The sequence below is a fragment of the Bradyrhizobium sp. ma5 genome (assembly GCF_042258955.1).
Lineage (GTDB): Bacteria > Pseudomonadota > Alphaproteobacteria > Rhizobiales > Xanthobacteraceae > Bradyrhizobium.
In genome coordinates, this window is sequence record NZ_CP170156.1 from 5,643,263 (window position 1) to 5,659,800 (window position 16,538).

Here is a 16,538-nt window from a genome sequence, read left to right on the forward strand (position 1 = left end):
CCCGGAATCCATAACCACAAATTTCAGTTGGATATCCCCGGAAAGAGATCCACCCCACCCGGGATCATCTCGACCATCGTGGTTATGGATTCCGGGCTCGCGACTTCGTCGCGCCCCGGAATGACGGAGGGTAAATCCGTCTCCCCGTCGCCACCTCACTCGCTGCGCGCGACGTCCTGGAAGCAGGCGCGCAGCCAGTCGATGGTGACGCGCGTCGCCGCATCGCGCTTGAGGTGGCTTTGCACCAGAAGCCAGACGTCGCGCCGCCTCGGCAGCAGCGTGGCGCGCAGACGGCGATCGGTCATCAGGTCCACGCAGCTATGCTCCGGCAGCACGCCGACCGCCTGATGCGACCGGATCAGTCTGTGGATGATCCGGACATTGTCGGTCACGCAGCGCGCACGAAGCCGCTTCGCGCGCAGGAACTGCATTTCCGGAATCCCGCCGAGCTCATCGGGATAGGCGCACGCCACCGCCTCTCCCGCCGTCGTCGCGACCGGCTCGAAGAAATACAGCCTGACTTCAGCGAGCTTCGAGATCGCAAAGTCGCCCTTGTCGGGCTTGCGCAGGCGGATCGCCAGATCGGCTTCCCAGCGCGAGAACTTGACGTTGTCGCTCGAGGTCAGGAATTGCAGCGTCAAGCCCGGATTGGCGCGCAGCAATTCGCCGGTGCGTGGCGCCAGCACTTCCTCCGCGATCGCGTTGGTGGAGGCGATGCGCAGCCGGCCGACGGGCCCGGGCAGGCTCTCGCCGATCCGACCGATTTCCTCGGCATGCGCGGCCATCGCCTGGACGTGCGCGAGCACCACGTCGCACTGCCGGGTCGGCTTGCGGACGCCGTCGGCGGCCTCGAACAAACGCAGGCCGAGCGCGCGCTCGATCCGCGCCAGCCTGCGGCCGACGGTGGTCTCGTCGATCCGCAGCCGCGCGCTGGCGCCGGCATAGGTGCCCTCGTCCCTGACGGCGGCGATGATGCGAAGGTCGTCCCAATTCATGACGGCAGGCTACATCGCGCCTCGCCCGCCTGCAATAACGCAGCCACCGGCTGCAATATCCCTGCATAACGGCAGGCCGGTCCGCGGCTATATTTTCGCAAGACGCATCCTCCGGAGTTCTCACGACCATGACCGCCGCCAAAACGCTGATGCAGCTTGCCGGTATCGACCTCACCCCGCCTCGCCTCGGCGACAGCTGCCTGGTGCTGATCGATATCCAGAACGAATATCTCGCAGGCCCCCTGGCGCTACCCGACGCGAGCCCCGCGATCGCGCGCGCCACCGCATTGCTGGCCCGCGCGCGGGAAAGCGGCGCTGCGATCATCCACATCGCGCACAAGGGAGCGCCGGGAAGCCTGTTCGATCGCAGCGCGGAGCGTGGCGAGATCGTCGCGCCGCTCGAGCCGCGGCCGGGCGAGATCGTGATCGAGAAGCAATTGCCAAACGCTTTCGCCGGCACCGACCTCAACGCTCAGCTTGCCGCGACCGGTCGCAAGGAGCTCGTGCTCGCCGGCTTCATGACCCATATGTGCGTGAGCTCGACCGCCCGCGCCGCGCTCGATCTCGGCTACCGCACCACGATCGATGCCGACAGCTGCGCCACCCGCGACCTGCCCGACGGCATCGGTGGCACGATTGCCGCAAAACTCATTCACGACGTCGCGCTCGCCGAACTATCCGACCGCTTCGCGATCATCGCGCGCGGCAACGCCCTCGCCTGAGATCACCGCCATGATCGAGCTCTATTTCTGGCCGATGGCCTGCTCGCTCGCCAGCCGGATCGCGCTGATGGAGGCCGGCATCGACGCGCGCTACCACATGGTCCATCTCTGGACCAAGAAGGTCCTGGAGGACGACGGCGACTTTCGCGCCGTCGCGCCGAAGGGCGCGGTGCCGCTGCTCGTGCTCGAGAACGGCGAGCGGCTGACGGAGAGCGCGGCGGTCTTGCAGTATATCGCGGACCTCAAGCCCGAACTCGGCCTCGCGCCGCCGGCCGGCGATCCGGACCGCTATCGTTTGCAGGAATGGCTCAGCTTCGTTGGCACCGAGATCCACAAGGGATTTCTGTTTCCGACCTTCTGGTACAAGGATGATGCATCGCTCGCCAAGCCGCGTGCCAGGATCGGACAGACCTTGTCGGTGCCATCAGCGCATCTTGCCGACCGCGAGTTTCTGGTCGGTGACCGCTTCACGGTAGCGGACGCGCATCTCGCCTGGGCTCTGCTGTTGCTTCGCTCCGCTGGCGTCGATGTGGCGCAATGGCCGCCGCTGGCCGCCTATCTCGCTCGGATCCGGGCGCGGCCGCAGGTCAAGGCCGCGATCGGCACCGAGATGCAGTTGTGGAAGAGCGTCGCGGCGTGACCGCCGCACGCCCGGCGCCGCGTTACTGAAACGCGACCTCGGCAAAGCTGCGCAGCTTGCGCGAATGCAGGCGCTCGGATTCCTGCTGCTTGAGCCGCTCCAGCGTCTTCAGCCCGATCTGAAGGTGCTGGCCGACGCGCTGGCGATAGAACTCGCTCGCCATGCCCGCCAGCTTGATCTCGCCGTGCAGCGGCTTGTCGGAGACGCAGAGCAGCGTGCCGTAGGGCACGCGGAAGCGATAGCCGTTGGCGGCGATCGTCGCCGATTCCATGTCGAGCGCGATGGAGCGCGATTGGGACATCCGCCGGATCACCTGCGGCCCGCTGATCTCCCAATTGCGGTTGTCGACGCTCGCGACGGTGCCGGTGCGCATCAAGCGCTTGAGCTCGAAGCCGGTGAGCCCGGTCACCTCGCCGACCGCCTCCTCGAGCGCGACCTGCATCTCGGCGAGCGCGGGGATCGGCACCCACAGCGGCAGCTCGTGATCGAGCGCGTGATCCTCGCGGACATAGCCGTGGGCCAGCACGTAATCGCCGAGCCGCTGCGTGTTGCGTAAGCCCGCGCAATGCCCGATCATCAGCCAGGCATGCGGCCGCAGCACCGCGACATGATCGGTGATGTTGCGCGCATTCGATGGACCGATCCCGATATTGATCAGGGTGATGCCGCGATAACCGGGCTCGACGAGATGAAACGCCGGCATCTGCGGCACGCGATCCGATGCGGTCCCGATGGTGCCGCCGCCCGCCAGCGCGTTGTGCGTGATCACATTGCCGGGCGCGACGAACGCCTCGAGGCCCTCCTCGCCCGCGGCGAGACGCTGCAGGCTCGATTGCGCGAAGGCATCGACATAGAACTGGTAGTTGGTGAAGATCACGAAATTCTGGAAGTGCTCGGGATCGGTGCCGGTGTAGTGATAGAGCCGGCGCAGCGAGTAATCGACGCGCGCGGCACGGAACAGGGCCAGCGGCTCGGGCGTGCCCGGCGTCAGTTCGAACGTGCCGTCAGCGATGGCATCGTCCATCGCGGCAAGGTCGGGCGTGTCGAACACGTCGCGCAGCGACCTCGTGAACGCCGAACTGTCTGCGATGGTCAGCGCCGCCTCGATATTGATGTCGCGCCGGTAGGCGAAATGGATCGGTATAGGTTCGCTGGACTCGCCGATCTCGACCGCCACGCCGTGGTTCTTGATCAGGAGCCCGATCTGCTCGGTGAGATAGGTCCGGAAAATGTCCGGCCGCGTAATGCTGGTCTCGTGGACGCCAGGTCCGGCGACAAAACCGTAGGCAAGACGGGAATCGAGCCGGGCGTGCGACGAGGTCGTGATGCGGACGAACGGGTAATGCGCCCGCACCCGCGTCGTGAACGGCACCCCGTTGACATAGGCCTCGAAGCGACTGCGCAGGAATCCGGTGTTGCGCTCGTAGATCTCCTCGAGACGGGCAACCGCAGCTGCGGCATCGACGAATGCTTCGGTCGTGATCGGCGGCGGAGTTTCGATGGGAGGTGTCGGAGACATGTTCGCTTTGCACCAGATCCGTTGCCGAGTTGGGAATCGCCCTGGATCAGTGCAGTATAGCGACAATGGCCTCCAGTTCCAGATCGGCCCGGACCGCCCTATTCCGGCTCGCGCGGCGGCAGCGCGCAGATTTCGGACCGGGTCAGGAACCGGCGTTCGCGCCCATTGTCGAGCGAGAACATGCCGCCGCGGCCGGGAACGACGTCGATGATCAGATCGGTGTGCTTCCAGACGTCGTATTGCGAACCGCTGATGTAGAACGGCGCCCCGCCGATCTCGCCGAGCTTGACGTCATGATCGCCGATCAGGAAGTCACCTTGCGGATAGCACATCGGCGACGAACCGTCGCAGCAGCCGCCGGACTGGTGAAACAGCACCGGCCCATGATCGGCGATGATCTCGGCAATCAGCTCCAGCGCAGCCGGCGTCGCGGTCACCTTGTCAGCCATCCCGGCCTCCGTAATAGAGGCTCCGGCGGGACAGTCCGCCGAAGCCTGCCGTCTTCGTCCCTGAACACGGGGGCAGCCGGGACATCAGAAGAAGCCGAGCTTCTTCGGGCTGTAGCTCACCAGCATGTTCTTGGTCTGCTGGTAGTGGTCGAGCATCATCTTGTGATTCTCGCGGCCGACACCGGACTGCTTGTAGCCGCCGAACGCCGCATGCGCGGGATAGGCGTGGTAGCAGTTGGTCCACACCCGGCCCGCCTGGATGGCCCGGCCGAACCGGTAGCAGCGATTGACGTCGCGGCTCCAGATGCCGGCACCGAGACCGTAGAGCGTGTCGTTGGCGATCGAGAGCGCATCCTCGTCGTTCTTGAAGGTGGTCACGGACACCACCGGCCCGAAGATCTCCTCCTGGAAGATGCGCATCTTGTTGTGACCCTTGAACACGGTCGGCTTGACATAGTAGCCGCCCGACAGCCCGCCGCCGAGATTGTTACGCTCGCCGCCGGTCAGCACCTCGGCACCTTCCTTTTTCCCGATGTCGATATAGGAGAGGATCTTCTCGAGCTGCTCGGAGGACGCCTGCGCGCCGATCATCGTGGTCGGGTCGAGCGGGCTGCCTTGCGTGATCGCTTCGACACGCTTCAGCGCGCGCTCCATGAAGCGATCATAGATCGATTCCTGGATCAGCGCGCGGCTCGGACAGGTGCAGACCTCGCCCTGATTGAGCGCGAACATCACGAAGCCCTCGACCGCCTTGTCGAAGAAATCATCGTCTTCTTCCAGAACGTCCTTGAAGAAGATGTTGGGCGATTTGCCGCCGAGTTCGAGCGTCACCGGGATCAGGTTCTGCGAGGCATACTGCATGATCAGCCGGCCCGTCGTGGTCTCGCCGGTGAAGGCGATCTTGGCGATCCGGTTCGACGAGGCCAGCGGCTTGCCGGCCTCGAGGCCGAAACCGTTGACGACGTTCAGCACGCCCTTCGGCAGCAGGTCGCCGATCAGCTCGAGCAACACCATGATCGAGGCCGGCGTCTGCTCGGCCGGCTTGAGGACGACGCAGTTGCCGGCGGCGAGCGCCGGTGCAAGCTTCCAGACCGCCATCAGGATCGGGAAATTCCAGGGAATGATCTGGCCGACGACGCCGAGCGGCTCGTGGAAGTGATAGGCGATCGTGTCGTGGTCGATCTCCGAGATCGAGCCTTCCTGTCCACGGATTGCGCTGGCGAAGTAACGGAAGTGATCGATCGCGAGTGGCATGTCGGCGGCCATCGTCTCGCGGATCGGCTTACCGTTGTCCCAGGTCTCGGCGGTCGCGAGCTTTTCGAGATTGGCCTCCATCCGGTCGGCGATCCGGTTGAGGATCAGCGAGCGCTCGGCGACGCTGGTCTTGCCCCATGCTTCTTTGGCCGCGTGCGCGGCATCGAGCGCGGCCTCGATATCCGACGCGTCGGAGCGCGGGATCTCGCAGACCGGAAGGCCGGTCACCGGCGAGATGTTCTCAAAATACTTTCCGGAACGGGGCTCGCGCCATTCGCCGCCGATGAAATTGCCGTAGCGCTTGGCGAACGGCGCCTTGAGCACGGCCTGCATGTCAACCTTGTTCATGTATTCCTCCGTTGGCACGCCGATGCACACGGCGTTGGCCGGGACGCTCGGTCAAATCAGGCGGACAGAACAGGGGCCCGCCCCAAGGGCCGCAGGGGAACTGTCGCAAATCTGAGACAGAGTGCGCCGCAAATTGGCACAGGCGCGCCAGCGCTTCGGACGCTGGTTCTAAGCCTCTCGGGTATGCTCTAGCGGTGCAGGCCGAGCTGCTTGAGCTTGCGGTGCAATGTGGCGCGAGACATGTCGAGATCCTTGGCGGCCTTCGACACGTTGCCGCCGGCGCGCGCCAGCGCGCGCTGCAACGCTGCGCGCTCCGCGGCAGCAAGACCGCCATCGTCGCGGGTCTCGCCGATCAGATCGGCCGCCGGCAATGGGCGCGCCAGCGACGCCGCGTTGAGGCCGAGTGCGCGGCGCGCGGCGCGCGTCGCACCGATCACGAGATCGTCGCGATCGACCGCCAGCAGCGAGTTGACGGCGCGCTCGCTGCGCGGTGTCAGCAGAATTCGCGCATCGGGGAACGCGCGGCGGAAATTCTCGGCTTCGATCGCGCGCGCGGCATCCGTCACCGTGGTCGCGATCAGCCGGGAAAATCCGTCGGTCAGGTCTGCCCGGCAAGAGGAAACATCGAGCGCGGCGGCAAGCTCGCCATGCTCGTCGAAGATCGGCGCGGTGGTGCAGAACAGTCCGGAATTGCGCGTGAAGAAGTGCTGCTCGCGGTCGATCGACAGCGGACGCTTCTCCACGATGCAGGTGCCGATGCCGTTGGTCCCCTCGTACTTCTCGCTCCAGACCGCACCGGTCCAGAGCCCCCAGGCGTCGAACGTCGCATCATCGGCGCCCGCGCCACGCCGGTCGACGACGACGCCGTCGCGGTCCGCCAGCAGCACCGAGCAGCCGACCCCGCCCACGGCAAGGAACAGCCGGTCGAGCGTGCTCTGGGCGACTTTCAGGAATTCACCGAGGCGCTGCTGTGCAGCGGCGATTTCAGCCTGGCCGAGACGATGCGAAGGCAGGCGGCTCGCCGGATCGAGCGCATGCAGATGGCCGGACCGACGCCACGACGCCGACAGGTCGGATGGCGCCCCGCCTCCGGCCAGCACGTCGAGAACCTTGTCCGCGTGCACGACGCCTGGCGACCGGCTCATGCTTCCCTCCCCTGCTCCCCGGGTTCTGTGACCCACGGGAGCGCGGCGCTGTTGACCCTGGCACCCTTGTATTTCGCAGGATATAGCGCTGCCAGCGACCTTTCAAGGGACGGGACTGCGACCTTCGGACAGGTACGGGGGCTGCCTCGCGTCAATCACGCCGTGGGGGCAGCACCCCCGGCAGGACGGCGCTTACTGAACCCTCGCCAACACTGCGAGGCGGCGGATGCCCTTGTTACGGTAGGCGTCGAGGAACGCGTAATAGTCCTTGAACGAGACGCAACCGTTGGAGTCGCCGTTCGGGCCAAGCATGAAGGTGTGCGCGAGCAGGCCGTCGCGGTTGAAGATCTTGCCCTCGCCGCCGATCGGATTGAGCCGCAGCGCCGGCACGCCGTGGAACAGCGCCTCACGCGGCTTGAGCTCGTAAATGTGCGGCGGCGTCACGCCGACCATCTTCATATGCGAGGACCTGGGATCGTCGAGCCGGGAGCCGAGGCCGGAATGCGCCTCGAGGCGCGTGCCGTCGGGCAAATACACGGTCTTGGCCGAGATGTCGTAGACCGCGGTCTGGCGGTCATAGGGCGGCGAGCCGCCGAGCATCGGGTTCTGGTCCAGCGTCGAGGGGATGCTGCCGGTGACACTGGCATCGGCGGAAGCGAAGGAGAGCAGCCCGCCGCTCGACTCGCGCTTGCCCCACAGCTTCTCGACCATGGTCTGCCGCTCGCTCGATGCGATCGACAGCACCGCGGCCTTGGCGCGTGCGGCCATGTCACGGACGCCTGCGGATTTCGTCGCCTGCTTGGCCTCGGGCGCCTTCTCGGCCGCTTTGGGCTCAACCGTCGCGGCGGGATCGTTGAGCGCCACCTTCAGATTGGCGGCGGCTTGCTTTTTGGCGGTCTCGACCGACTTCGGCGCCGGCAACGGCTTCGATGTCTCGGCGAGCTCTGCCGTCGCCACCGCCCTCGCCGCTACGGCGACCTTGGGTTCAGCGGCCTGCTTGATCGGGTCGATCTGCGGTGCGGCGTCGGCCACGACGCTGGACGCGACGCCCCCAGGCGAGGCGGCCGCAAACCGATCATTAAACATAAGTGACGGTGTCGGGGCTTCCGACGTCGCGACCTCGGTCTTTGCAACCTCGGTCTTGGCGGGCGACGCCGGCGTCGGCGTCAGGGACGCGAACACCTCGTTGAACGCGGGTGCGGGCCGCGCGGCAACGGCGGCCGGCCGCTTCGCCACCGGCGCGTCAAGCGACGCACTGCCGACCGACGGATAGACGCTCGCCGCAAAAATGTTGGCATAGACGGTCCAGGCGCAGCCGAGCACCAGCCCCGCCACCGCGGCGCTGCCGAGGAAATGCTGTGGGAGGATTTTTCGGGAGGTTTTCTTGCGGCTTGGTGCCCCAAGAACATACGCACTCGCACTCGTACTCATACGCCCGGCGCTCAAAACAGGTCCACCTTTGTCCCTCACTCGACGCATCGTCGAACGATGTTCGGCTCAACGTCGCGCGGGGGCACAGACGGCCATTAAGGCGACTTTTAGTTAAATGCGACTTAACCGGATGCGATCCCCTGCAACGCGGGAAGTGCCTGTGGCGTAGGGCTTTTTTAAGATGGCATTGGACCGCCAAAACGGCTTTTTTGTCCCATGATGGGACATTCCGGCACGCGGTTCCGCTACCGCATGCCGAGATAAATCCTAGGGAGAATTTCCTTGCCGATCGCCCCGTAATCGAGCGGGGATCGAGCAAAAACCATCTCTCAATAGCTGAGCTTCGGATACCAGTCCGCGCCGCGCCCCTCGCGCGTGGTGTCGAGCAGGGTCCAGAGCGGATCCATGTCCGGCGCGCCGCGCGGGTCCTGGCCGGGATCGACCGTGCCGGAGCCCATTTCGCCGGCCCAGAAATGCCGGATTGCGCCGTCGTGGCGGGTGAAGACATTGTAGCCGGGCACGTCGCTGTCATCCTTGCTGACATAGTCACGCGTGTAATCGCCCGACGCATCCGAATAGACCCTGTGACGAGTCCAGCCGCGCGCCTTCTTCGCCTCGATCAGCCGTGCGATCGGCGAGCGCGCCACGAACACCAACGCCACGCGCTGCTCGATGTCGGGCAGCTTCTCCTCCCACGTGCTCATGAACGATGTGCACATCGGGCACGGCTTCTCGCGCTGCGGGCCGAACATGTAGCTGTAGATGATCAGCGTCTGCTTGTTGCCGAAGAGGTCGGCGAGTGAGGCCGCGCCGGACTCGCCCATGAACTCATACGCCCTGGTCACCTCGCCGCCCGGCGGCAAGGCGCGACGCAGCTCGGCGACGCGCGCGATGTGCCGGCGCAGCTCGATCTCCTCGACGAGCAGCGCCTGGCGTGCCCGGCGATAATCGGCGCTCTCATTGGGAAAGCACCTGGTGTTGGTGCTGGCGAGCTCGGCGGCAGGCTTGAGGACGGAACTGGTCATGGTTGGAACCTCGCATGGTTGACGGGCTCCCTGGAAGACGAGCCGGAACCGGACGATCCGACATATAACGGCGAAGGTTTTTACTGCAGTTCCGGCGGCGGCGATCGGTCGAAGACGTCGCCCTTGGCGCCATCAAGCAGATCGAGCGCGTAATTCTCGATCACCAGCGGTCCGCGCATCCGTTTGGCCTCGGCCACCATTTCGACATGGGCGAAATTGTCGCGCACCGAGGCCGGCATCGGCTGCTCGACCTCGTGCACATACAGCAGCTTGCCGGCCAGCTGCGCCGGGCTCGGCTCGGGCATATTGACCCAGCGAATGCGCTGGCCCTGCTGGGCGACGCAGGTGCCCTTGGGGAGGTAGAAGGCAAGCCAGCCGGTGGTGCCGTAGTCCGGCGACAGCACGCAGGTCGCGCCTGTGCGCGCGCGCACCGCCTCGATCTCGCCCGCGAGCTCCTGCCAGCCGACGCCGACGCTGCGCACGGTGGCGTCGCGGCGATAGCCCGAGAGCATGCCGGTGTTGGCCTGCACGATCAGCAGCGCGAACAGCACGACGCCGGTGGGCGCGGCCCAGCGGCGGCAGAAATCGATCGTGCGCTGCTCGCGCGGCGCCCACTGCACCTGGATCGCCGCGATCGCGGCCGCCACCGCAAAGGCCGGATAGACCGGCGCGAACCAATTGGCTTCGACCCGCGCATGCAGCGCATGCCAGGTGAAGTAGACCACGATGGTCCAGAACATCGTGTTGACCAGCACGCGCGCGGGCATCGCGCCAGCGCGGCGCCGGTAGAGCGCATAGAGGCCCATCACACCGAGGATGAAGACCAAGGGCGTCGCGAATGCAAACTGCGTCGGGATCAGCTCGGCGATGTAGTTCGGGCGGAAGTCCTCGATCCGGGCGCGGCCCATCTGCTTGATGAACGACACCCAGTGGTGATCGGCATTCCAGAGGATGACCGGCGCAAACAGGCCGACCGCAACCAGGCCGCCGAGATAGAGCCATGGCGAGAGATACCAGCGCCGCAGCTTCGGCACGACAGCAAGCCAGATCAGGATCGCGGGTCCGAAGAACAGCGCCGTGTATTTCGAGAGCAGCGCCAGGCCTGCGCTGACGCCAACCGCAAGCCACCAGGCGCCGCGGCCGCTCTCCAGCACCTTTGCCAGCGAATACAGCAGGAAGCTCGCGGCAACCAGCAGCGGCGCATCCGGCGTCACGATCAGCGTGCCGACGGCGGCCATCAGCGTGACATTGAGCAGGATGGTTGCGCTCGCGGCGATGCGCCGGCCGCCGAACAGGATCTCGGCTACCCGGTAGATCGCCCAGCTCATCGGCAGCGCGAGCAGGATCGACACCAGCCGAACGCCGAACGGTGTGTCGCCCGCGATCATGGTGCCGAGCCGGATCACGACCGCCACCATCGGCGGATGGTCGTAATAGCCGCCGGCGAGCGCCTTCGACCACATCCAGTAATAGGCTTCGTCGAAGGTCAGCGGCGTCCATGCTGCGGCGGCCAACCGCAGGACGACCAGCGCGCACACCGCAAGAGCGGTGTTCCGGGCCAGCCGCGCCTCGTTCGCGTTCATGCCACCGTCATCGCTTGCGCCAGACGAACAGCCCGGACATCGCGTAGTTCCACACCACGCCCATCAGCGCGCCGGCCGCGCCCGCAAGCCACCAGATCGGCTCCTGGTCGTAGACCGAGAATGCGACGCCGACATTGGCGAGCAGGCCGACGCTGCAAACCAGATAGAACAGCAGCAGGCCGCGCAGGATGCCAAAGCCCTTCAGCCGCTGGTCGCGATAGGTCAGGAAATTGTTGAGGATGAAGTTGCTGGTCATGGCGACGATCGCGCCGGTGGCCTGGGCCTCCGGGAACGGCGCCTTGAACAATTCCAGCGCGATGAACAGCACGCTGAGATGCACCAGCAGGCCGAGCCCGCCGACTGCTGCAAACAGAATGAAGCGCAGCGAGATCAGATCGTTGGTCAGCTTCGCGAGCACCAGGCCAAGGAAGTCGAGCGCGACCATCGAGTCAAGCTTGCTCTCGCCATGCTGGCGGGCACCGAATGTGTAGGGAATCTCGACCGCGCGCAGCTTGCCCTCCGCCGTCGCCACGACGTCGAGCAGGATCTTGAAGCCCTGGGTCGAGAGCTGTGGTGCAAGCTGCTCGAAACGGTCGCGGCGGATCATGAAGAAGCCGCTCATCGGATCGGCGATCTCGACCTTCAACGAGCGGCGCGCGATCTCGGTGGCAAAGGCGCTGGCGCCGGCGCGCTGCTTGTTGAAGCCTTCGGTCTTGTAGCCCTCGATGTAGCGGCTGCCGACCACGAGCTCGGCCTCGCCGCTCTGCAGCAGCGCGACCATCTTCGGGAGCTGGGTCTCGTCATGCTGGAGATCGGCGTCCATGACCGCGGCAAAGGGCGCGCTCGACGCCAGGATACCCTCGATGCAGGCGCCGGACAGGCCGCGCCGGCCGATCCGGCGGATGCAGCGCACGCGGGAATCCTTCCGCGCCAGGGCGCGCACCACGTCCCAGGTCCCGTCGGGCGAATTGTCATCGACGAAGATGACCTCCCAGGAGACGTCCTTCAGGGTCGCGTCGAGCCGGCGGTACAGCACCGTGACATTGTCGCGTTCGTTGAAGGTCGGGACGACCACCGAAAGCTGCGGCAAACTTGCTGCCTGCGAGGCGGTTTCGGGGGCTAGCTTGATGGCGTCATTCATGAGCGCCAGCGTATAGCCGCAGCCTCCCCCGCTGCCAAGGCGGGCCGGCCCAAACGCGGTCTCGGGAAGCGGGAAAACGGGACAAAATGCCCCTGAAAATGCCAACGACCACGAACAAGGGGCGCGCGTACATCCGGCGCAGCCAAACAATGTCGTGGTCGTCCCAGCGCCGGAGCCCTTAAGCTGCAACGTCGCCGTTATGATCTAAATAGGAAGCCCCCATGCGATCCGCAAGGGGCGGTCTGCAAGGGGGGCAGAGGCGCTAGTTGTTGGGGACTTCCCGGATCACCGGGCCGCGTGGCGCCGCGGCCGCCGGCGCGGCCTCGGCGGCGGGCGCCGCCTGCGGCTGCACGGCTGCGGGCTTGGTCGGGTTACGGAGCTGGCTCGGCGACGGCCCATAGATGAACGCCGCCGCCAGCGCGATGGCCGCGACCACCGCGCCCAGGAAGCCTGCCGTCGATTGTGACCTCATGCCGATCAATCCCCTCGCCTCCGCGGATTGATATCAAAAATCGGCCGGCCGCAACAGGATTCGGGAACCTATTTCGCCGCCGCCCTGCGGCGGGTGAAGGCGGTCACGATGTCCTTCTGCGCCAGCTCGATCGCGCGGTTGGCGGTGGTCAGATTGGCGTCGGCATCCTGCTTCGGAAACTGCAGCGACAGGAAGTCGATCAGCGACACCCGGAAGTTCTGCCGCTCCGAGGGACAGACATTGGCGATCAGCGAAGTGAACTCCTGGTCGGACAGCGCCTTGTTGCTGTCGCGCGGATATTCGCGGGCGAGACAATTCCAGTAGGCGTCGCGACCGGTGATCGCGAGCTTGTGCGCATCGTCGACCTCGTCGGCCATTGCAGCAGACGATATGGCAGCGGAGGACGTGATCAGGAGGGCGGCCGCAACCAGCATGCGCATGTGTTGTTCTCCATTTTCGCGCATCGTAGCGAAGAGCGACAACCACGATAAGCTCCCGCGCAGCATTCTGGCAAACTGGCCAATCACGATTATTTTGACTACTCTCGATCCCTGTTCCCCCTCCTCGCGATGAGTGCAGTCGTGGCCAAAGCTCCCACCAAGGCGACCAAGACCAAGACAGATACCAAGACAGACGCAGGCAACATCTATATCGGCATCGGCGGCTGGACCTTCGAGCCGTGGCGCGGGGTGTTCTATCCCGAGAAGCTGACGCAGGCGAAGGAGCTGTCCTACGCCGCCTCGAAGCTGACCTCGATCGAGATCAACGGCACCTATTACGGATCGCAGAAGCCGGAGAGCTTTCGCAAATGGGCGAGCGAAGTGCCCGATGGATTCATCTTCTCGCTGAAGGGGCCGCGCTTTGCCACCAACCGCCGCGTGCTCGCCGAGGCCGGCGATTCGGTGAAGCGGTTCTACGATTCGGGCGTGCTGGAGCTGAAGGACCGGCTCGGCCCGGTGCTCTGGCAGTTCGCGCCGACCAAGAAGTTCGATGGCGCCGATTTCGGCAAGTTCCTCGAGCTGTTGCCGCGCAAGCTCGACGGCCGTGCGCTGCGCCATGTCGTCGAGGTGCGTCACGACAGCTTCTGCGTGCCCGAGTTCATCGCCCTCATTCGCGAGCACCAGGTGCCCGTGGTATTCGCCGAGCACGGCAAATATCCGGCGATTGCCGACGTCGCCAGCGACTTCGTCTATGCCCGGTTGCAGAAGGGCAATGACGAACTGAAGACCTGCTATCCGCCGAAGCAGCTCGACGCCTGGGCCAAGCGGTTTCAGGACTGGGCCGGCGGCAGCGAACCGGACGACCTGCCGCGGGTCGACAAATCAGCGCCGAAGAAGACGCCGCGCGACGTGTTCGCTTACGTGATCCACGAGGGCAAGATCCGCGCGCCCGCGGGCGCGATGGAACTGATCGAACGGGTGAAGTGAGGGAGACCCGATGGCGAAGGCAAAAAAGCTGTTCACCATCGGCTACGAGCAGACGCCGTCGAAGGCCGTGCTCGACGAGCTGCGGCACGCCGGCGTCAAGCTCTTGGTCGACGTCCGCGCGGTAGCCTCTTCGCGCCGCCCCGGCTTCTCCAAGACCCAGCTCGCTGCCGGCCTCGACGAGCGGGGCATCGGCTACGTCCACCTGCGCGGCCTCGGCACCCCGAAGAGCGGGCGGGAGGCGGCGCGCAGCGGGCAATATGCGCTGCTGCACAAGATCTATTCGGCGCACCTCAAGACGGTGCAGGCCAAGGAGGAGCTCGACGAGCTGTCGGCGCTGGTCAAGAAGTCCGGCCCGGTCTGCATCCTCTGCTACGAGCGCGACCACGAGCACTGCCACCGCCGCTGGATCGCCGAGATCATCGAGGACCGCGACGGCGTCAAGATCGAGAATCTGGCCGCGCCGCAGGTCTAGCCTTTCCCCTCCAGGCGTAACGTGCCCTGCATCATCTGCACACAGGCCCCGCCGACATGCGCGGATAGGACTGCGCCATTCCGCTTACGCACGCGGGTCAGCAGCAGGCTCGGCCGGCCCATATCGAACCCTTGGCCGACCGTGAGCTTCAGGTCGCCGTCGCGCAATGGATCCAGCGTGGCAAGCAGCGCGGCCGCGGCGACCGTGGCGCTGCCGGTCGCCGGGTCCTCGATCAGGCCGCTCGATCCTGGAAAGAACATCCGTGCCTGCAGATCGCACGGCGCCTCGGCGACGGGGACGTCGCGCGTGTAGAAGTACGCGGAGAATGCTCCGTCACGCGGGAAGAAGCGCGCGAACGCCGCCGCATCCGGTTTTGCCCGCCGCACCGCATCGCGCGATGCGACCTCAAAGACCAGGAACGGCGTTCCGACGCCGACCACCTGCGGTGCCTGGCGATCCGTCCTGACGTCGTCTGCCGTGAGCGAGATCAGGCTCGCGACCTCGCCGGCGGAGCAGTGCGCCAGACGCGACAGCGGCTGCGGCGCGGTCAGTTCAGTGGCGACGACCCTGCTCCCTTCTCGCGCGATATCGACCGGGACCAACCCCGCCTTCTCCTCGAAGATCAGACGCGGCTTCGGCTCCTTCGCAAGCTGAGCCAGCACGAAGGCGGTGCCGACATTGGGATGCCCGGCAAACGGCAATTCTCTCACCGGCGTGAAGATGCGAACCTGGGCGTCGTTGGCCTTGTCCTGCGGCGGCAGCACGAAGGTCGTCTCGGAATAGTTGAACTCGGTCGCGATCGCCTGCATCTCTTCGCTCGACAACCCTTCGGCGTCGAGCACCACCGCTAGCGGGTTGCCGCCGAAGGCGCGATCGGTGAAAACGTCGACGGTGATATAGCGGCGCTGCATCTTACGTATCCTTGTGCCGGTCGTTCCGATGGCGTCATCGTAGCACAGCAGCAACGACGCCCTTCAGAGCACTCGGTACAATCGCGCGCGAGCTAGAATCTAAACAGCTCGCGCGGTGACGCGAGCACGCGCGCGCGCTCATCGGCATCGGTAACAAGCTCGTCGAGAAATTTTCTGTTCTTGGCGTAGCTCTGCGTCGCCTCGAATTGCGTGTGCGGCCAGTCGCTGCCCCACAGCAGCCGGTCGACGCCGAAGGCCTGACGCAGCAGCGGATAGGCCTGCTTCGCGAACACCTCACCGGCCGCGCCGTTGCGATAGGGCGCGGAGATCTTGACCCAGACATTGCGCGTCGCGCCCAGCTTGAGCACCGACTGGAATCCGGGATCGTCGATGCCGAGCTTTGGATCAGGCAAGGCGAAGTGATCGAGCACGACTTTCACGCCCTGGTCGAGCAGCGTTGGCGCGAGCGTCGCAAGATCGCTGGCGTTACGCTGGATCTCGACCTGCCAGTCGAGCGTCCTGATCTGCGCCAGCAGCGCCGTCCACTCCGGCGACGAAAGATCAGGCAGCTTCTGGCCGACCAGATTGAGACGGATGCCGGCGACGCCGGCACGATCGAGCGCGCGCAACTCGTCGGCGGTAGCGGCAGCGTCGACCACGGCGATGCCGCGCAGGCGGCCGTTGGTCGCCGTCAGGCATTCGACCAGATAGGAATTGTCGGTGCCGAGAAAGCTCGGCTGCACCAACACGCCGTTGGTGATGCCGTTCTGGTCGAGCTGCTGCAGATAGAGCGCGAGCGGCGCGTCGTAGTCCGGCGCGTAGCGCCGGCCGGGCGCGAGCTTCAGCCCGCGATGGAAGACGTGGGCGTGGGTATCGATCGCCAGTTTCGGCACCTCAGCCCTCACCTTGCTCGCCAATGCACTCGCCGACAGCGCGGCAACCACTCCCGCGGCAAACCGTCGCCGCGTCAGCCCATGTACGTACGATGTCATGATCATTCCTCA

17 protein-coding genes are annotated in these 16,538 nt (G+C 65.6%); 4 read left to right on the forward strand and 13 right to left on the reverse strand.

Features of this window, described 5'->3' with window-relative positions:
• Positions 1–155 precede the first annotated feature (155 nt).
• A complete protein-coding gene (locus ACE103_RS26410) occupies positions 156–995 on the reverse strand; it encodes a LysR family transcriptional regulator (RefSeq protein WP_375775465.1) in 840 nt (279 codons plus the stop codon).
• A gap of 128 nt (positions 996–1,123) precedes the next feature.
• Between ACE103_RS26410 and ACE103_RS26415 the strand changes: the two genes are divergently transcribed.
• Both ACE103_RS26415 and ACE103_RS26420 read left to right on the forward strand, forming a co-directional pair.
• Positions 1,124–1,717 carry a cysteine hydrolase family protein gene (locus ACE103_RS26415; RefSeq protein WP_375775466.1) on the forward strand — a complete coding sequence of 198 codons (594 nt, stop codon included), beginning with the start codon at positions 1,124–1,126 and terminating at the stop codon, positions 1,715–1,717.
• A gap of 10 nt (positions 1,718–1,727) precedes the next feature.
• The gene (locus ACE103_RS26420) at positions 1,728–2,357 is read left to right on the forward strand and encodes a glutathione binding-like protein (protein ID WP_375775467.1); all 630 of its coding nucleotides are present in this window, start codon (positions 1,728–1,730) and stop codon (positions 2,355–2,357) included.
• A 22-nt stretch (positions 2,358–2,379) separates the two neighbouring features.
• Here ACE103_RS26420 and ACE103_RS26425 read toward each other — a convergent pair whose 3' ends face one another.
• From ACE103_RS26425 to ACE103_RS26470, 10 genes are all read right to left on the reverse strand, one after another.
• Positions 2,380–3,876 carry an AMP nucleosidase gene (locus ACE103_RS26425; RefSeq protein WP_375775468.1) on the reverse strand — a complete coding sequence of 499 codons (1,497 nt, stop codon included), beginning with the start codon at positions 3,874–3,876 and terminating at the stop codon, positions 2,380–2,382.
• Positions 3,877–3,974: 98 nt separating this feature from the next.
• Positions 3,975–4,325, reverse strand: coding sequence for a DUF779 domain-containing protein (locus ACE103_RS26430; RefSeq protein WP_212309918.1), 351 nt, complete (start codon positions 4,323–4,325; stop codon positions 3,975–3,977).
• A gap of 84 nt (positions 4,326–4,409) precedes the next feature.
• A complete protein-coding gene (adh, locus tag ACE103_RS26435) occupies positions 4,410–5,927 on the reverse strand; it encodes an aldehyde dehydrogenase (RefSeq protein WP_375775469.1) in 1,518 nt (505 codons plus the stop codon).
• Between the two features lie 188 nt (positions 5,928–6,115).
• Positions 6,116–7,072: a GAF domain-containing protein gene (locus ACE103_RS26440; protein ID WP_223976281.1), complete on the reverse strand. Its 957-nt coding sequence runs from the start codon at positions 7,070–7,072 to the stop codon at positions 6,116–6,118.
• A gap of 192 nt (positions 7,073–7,264) precedes the next feature.
• Complete coding sequence (locus ACE103_RS26445) at positions 7,265–8,407, reverse strand: tlde1 domain-containing protein (RefSeq protein ID WP_375775470.1); 1,143 nt, start codon at positions 8,405–8,407, stop codon at positions 7,265–7,267.
• A gap of 425 nt (positions 8,408–8,832) precedes the next feature.
• Complete coding sequence (locus ACE103_RS26450) at positions 8,833–9,528, reverse strand: DUF899 family protein (protein WP_375775471.1); 696 nt, start codon at positions 9,526–9,528, stop codon at positions 8,833–8,835.
• Between the two features lie 80 nt (positions 9,529–9,608).
• The gene (locus ACE103_RS26455; RefSeq protein ID WP_375775472.1) at positions 9,609–11,111 is read right to left on the reverse strand and encodes a glycosyltransferase family 39 protein; all 1,503 of its coding nucleotides are present in this window, start codon (positions 11,109–11,111) and stop codon (positions 9,609–9,611) included.
• 7 nt (positions 11,112–11,118) lie between these two features.
• A complete protein-coding gene (locus ACE103_RS26460; protein ID WP_375775473.1) occupies positions 11,119–12,252 on the reverse strand; it encodes a glycosyltransferase in 1,134 nt (377 codons plus the stop codon).
• A 262-nt stretch (positions 12,253–12,514) separates the two neighbouring features.
• Positions 12,515–12,724, reverse strand: a complete 210-nt coding sequence (locus ACE103_RS26465; protein WP_223976270.1) for a hypothetical protein — start codon at positions 12,722–12,724, stop codon at positions 12,515–12,517.
• Between the two features lie 68 nt (positions 12,725–12,792).
• Positions 12,793–13,164 (reverse strand): hypothetical protein, encoded by a 372-nt coding sequence (locus ACE103_RS26470; protein ID WP_375775474.1) that lies wholly within the window; start codon positions 13,162–13,164, stop codon positions 12,793–12,795.
• Between the two features lie 129 nt (positions 13,165–13,293).
• Here ACE103_RS26470 and ACE103_RS26475 point away from each other — a divergent pair, with 129 nt between their 5' ends.
• Positions 13,294–14,151 carry a DUF72 domain-containing protein gene (locus ACE103_RS26475; RefSeq protein WP_375775475.1) on the forward strand — a complete coding sequence of 286 codons (858 nt, stop codon included), beginning with the start codon at positions 13,294–13,296 and terminating at the stop codon, positions 14,149–14,151.
• Between the two features lie 10 nt (positions 14,152–14,161).
• Positions 14,162–14,623 (forward strand): DUF488 family protein, encoded by a 462-nt coding sequence (locus ACE103_RS26480; protein ID WP_375775476.1) that lies wholly within the window; start codon positions 14,162–14,164, stop codon positions 14,621–14,623.
• Here ACE103_RS26480 and ACE103_RS26485 read toward each other — a convergent pair.
• Both ACE103_RS26485 and ACE103_RS26490 read right to left on the reverse strand, forming a co-directional pair.
• Complete coding sequence (locus tag ACE103_RS26485; RefSeq protein WP_375775477.1) at positions 14,620–15,534, reverse strand: PhzF family phenazine biosynthesis protein; 915 nt, start codon at positions 15,532–15,534, stop codon at positions 14,620–14,622. The genes ACE103_RS26480 and ACE103_RS26485 overlap by 4 nt on opposite strands.
• Before the next feature lie 92 nt (positions 15,535–15,626).
• A complete protein-coding gene (locus ACE103_RS26490; RefSeq protein WP_375775478.1) occupies positions 15,627–16,526 on the reverse strand; it encodes an amidohydrolase family protein in 900 nt (299 codons plus the stop codon).
• Positions 16,527–16,538: the final 12 nt, after the last annotated feature.

Coding starts and splice junctions, on each gene's coding strand:
- ACE103_RS26470 (WP_375775474.1), bottom strand. CDS start 13,164: ATGCGCATGCTGGTTGCGGCCGCCCTCCTGATCACGTCCTCCGCTGCC.
- ACE103_RS26480 (WP_375775476.1), top strand. CDS start 14,162: ATGGCGAAGGCAAAAAAGCTGTTCACCATCGGCTACGAGCAGACGCCG.
- adh (WP_375775469.1), bottom strand. CDS start 5,927: ATGAACAAGGTTGACATGCAGGCCGTGCTCAAGGCGCCGTTCGCCAAG.
- ACE103_RS26485 (WP_375775477.1), bottom strand. CDS start 15,534: ATGCAGCGCCGCTATATCACCGTCGACGTTTTCACCGATCGCGCCTTC.
- ACE103_RS26450 (WP_375775471.1), bottom strand. CDS start 9,528: ATGACCAGTTCCGTCCTCAAGCCTGCCGCCGAGCTCGCCAGCACCAAC.
- ACE103_RS26410 (WP_375775465.1), bottom strand. CDS start 995: ATGAATTGGGACGACCTTCGCATCATCGCCGCCGTCAGGGACGAGGGC.
- ACE103_RS26415 (WP_375775466.1), top strand. CDS start 1,124: ATGACCGCCGCCAAAACGCTGATGCAGCTTGCCGGTATCGACCTCACC.
- ACE103_RS26475 (WP_375775475.1), top strand. CDS start 13,294: ATGAGTGCAGTCGTGGCCAAAGCTCCCACCAAGGCGACCAAGACCAAG.
- ACE103_RS26465 (WP_223976270.1), bottom strand. CDS start 12,724: ATGAGGTCACAATCGACGGCAGGCTTCCTGGGCGCGGTGGTCGCGGCC.
- ACE103_RS26440 (WP_223976281.1), bottom strand. CDS start 7,072: ATGAGCCGGTCGCCAGGCGTCGTGCACGCGGACAAGGTTCTCGACGTG.
- ACE103_RS26460 (WP_375775473.1), bottom strand. CDS start 12,252: ATGAATGACGCCATCAAGCTAGCCCCCGAAACCGCCTCGCAGGCAGCA.
- ACE103_RS26455 (WP_375775472.1), bottom strand. CDS start 11,111: ATGAACGCGAACGAGGCGCGGCTGGCCCGGAACACCGCTCTTGCGGTG.
- ACE103_RS26490 (WP_375775478.1), bottom strand. CDS start 16,526: ATGACATCGTACGTACATGGGCTGACGCGGCGACGGTTTGCCGCGGGA.
- ACE103_RS26425 (WP_375775468.1), bottom strand. CDS start 3,876: ATGTCTCCGACACCTCCCATCGAAACTCCGCCGCCGATCACGACCGAA.
- ACE103_RS26420 (WP_375775467.1), top strand. CDS start 1,728: ATGATCGAGCTCTATTTCTGGCCGATGGCCTGCTCGCTCGCCAGCCGG.
- ACE103_RS26430 (WP_212309918.1), bottom strand. CDS start 4,325: ATGGCTGACAAGGTGACCGCGACGCCGGCTGCGCTGGAGCTGATTGCC.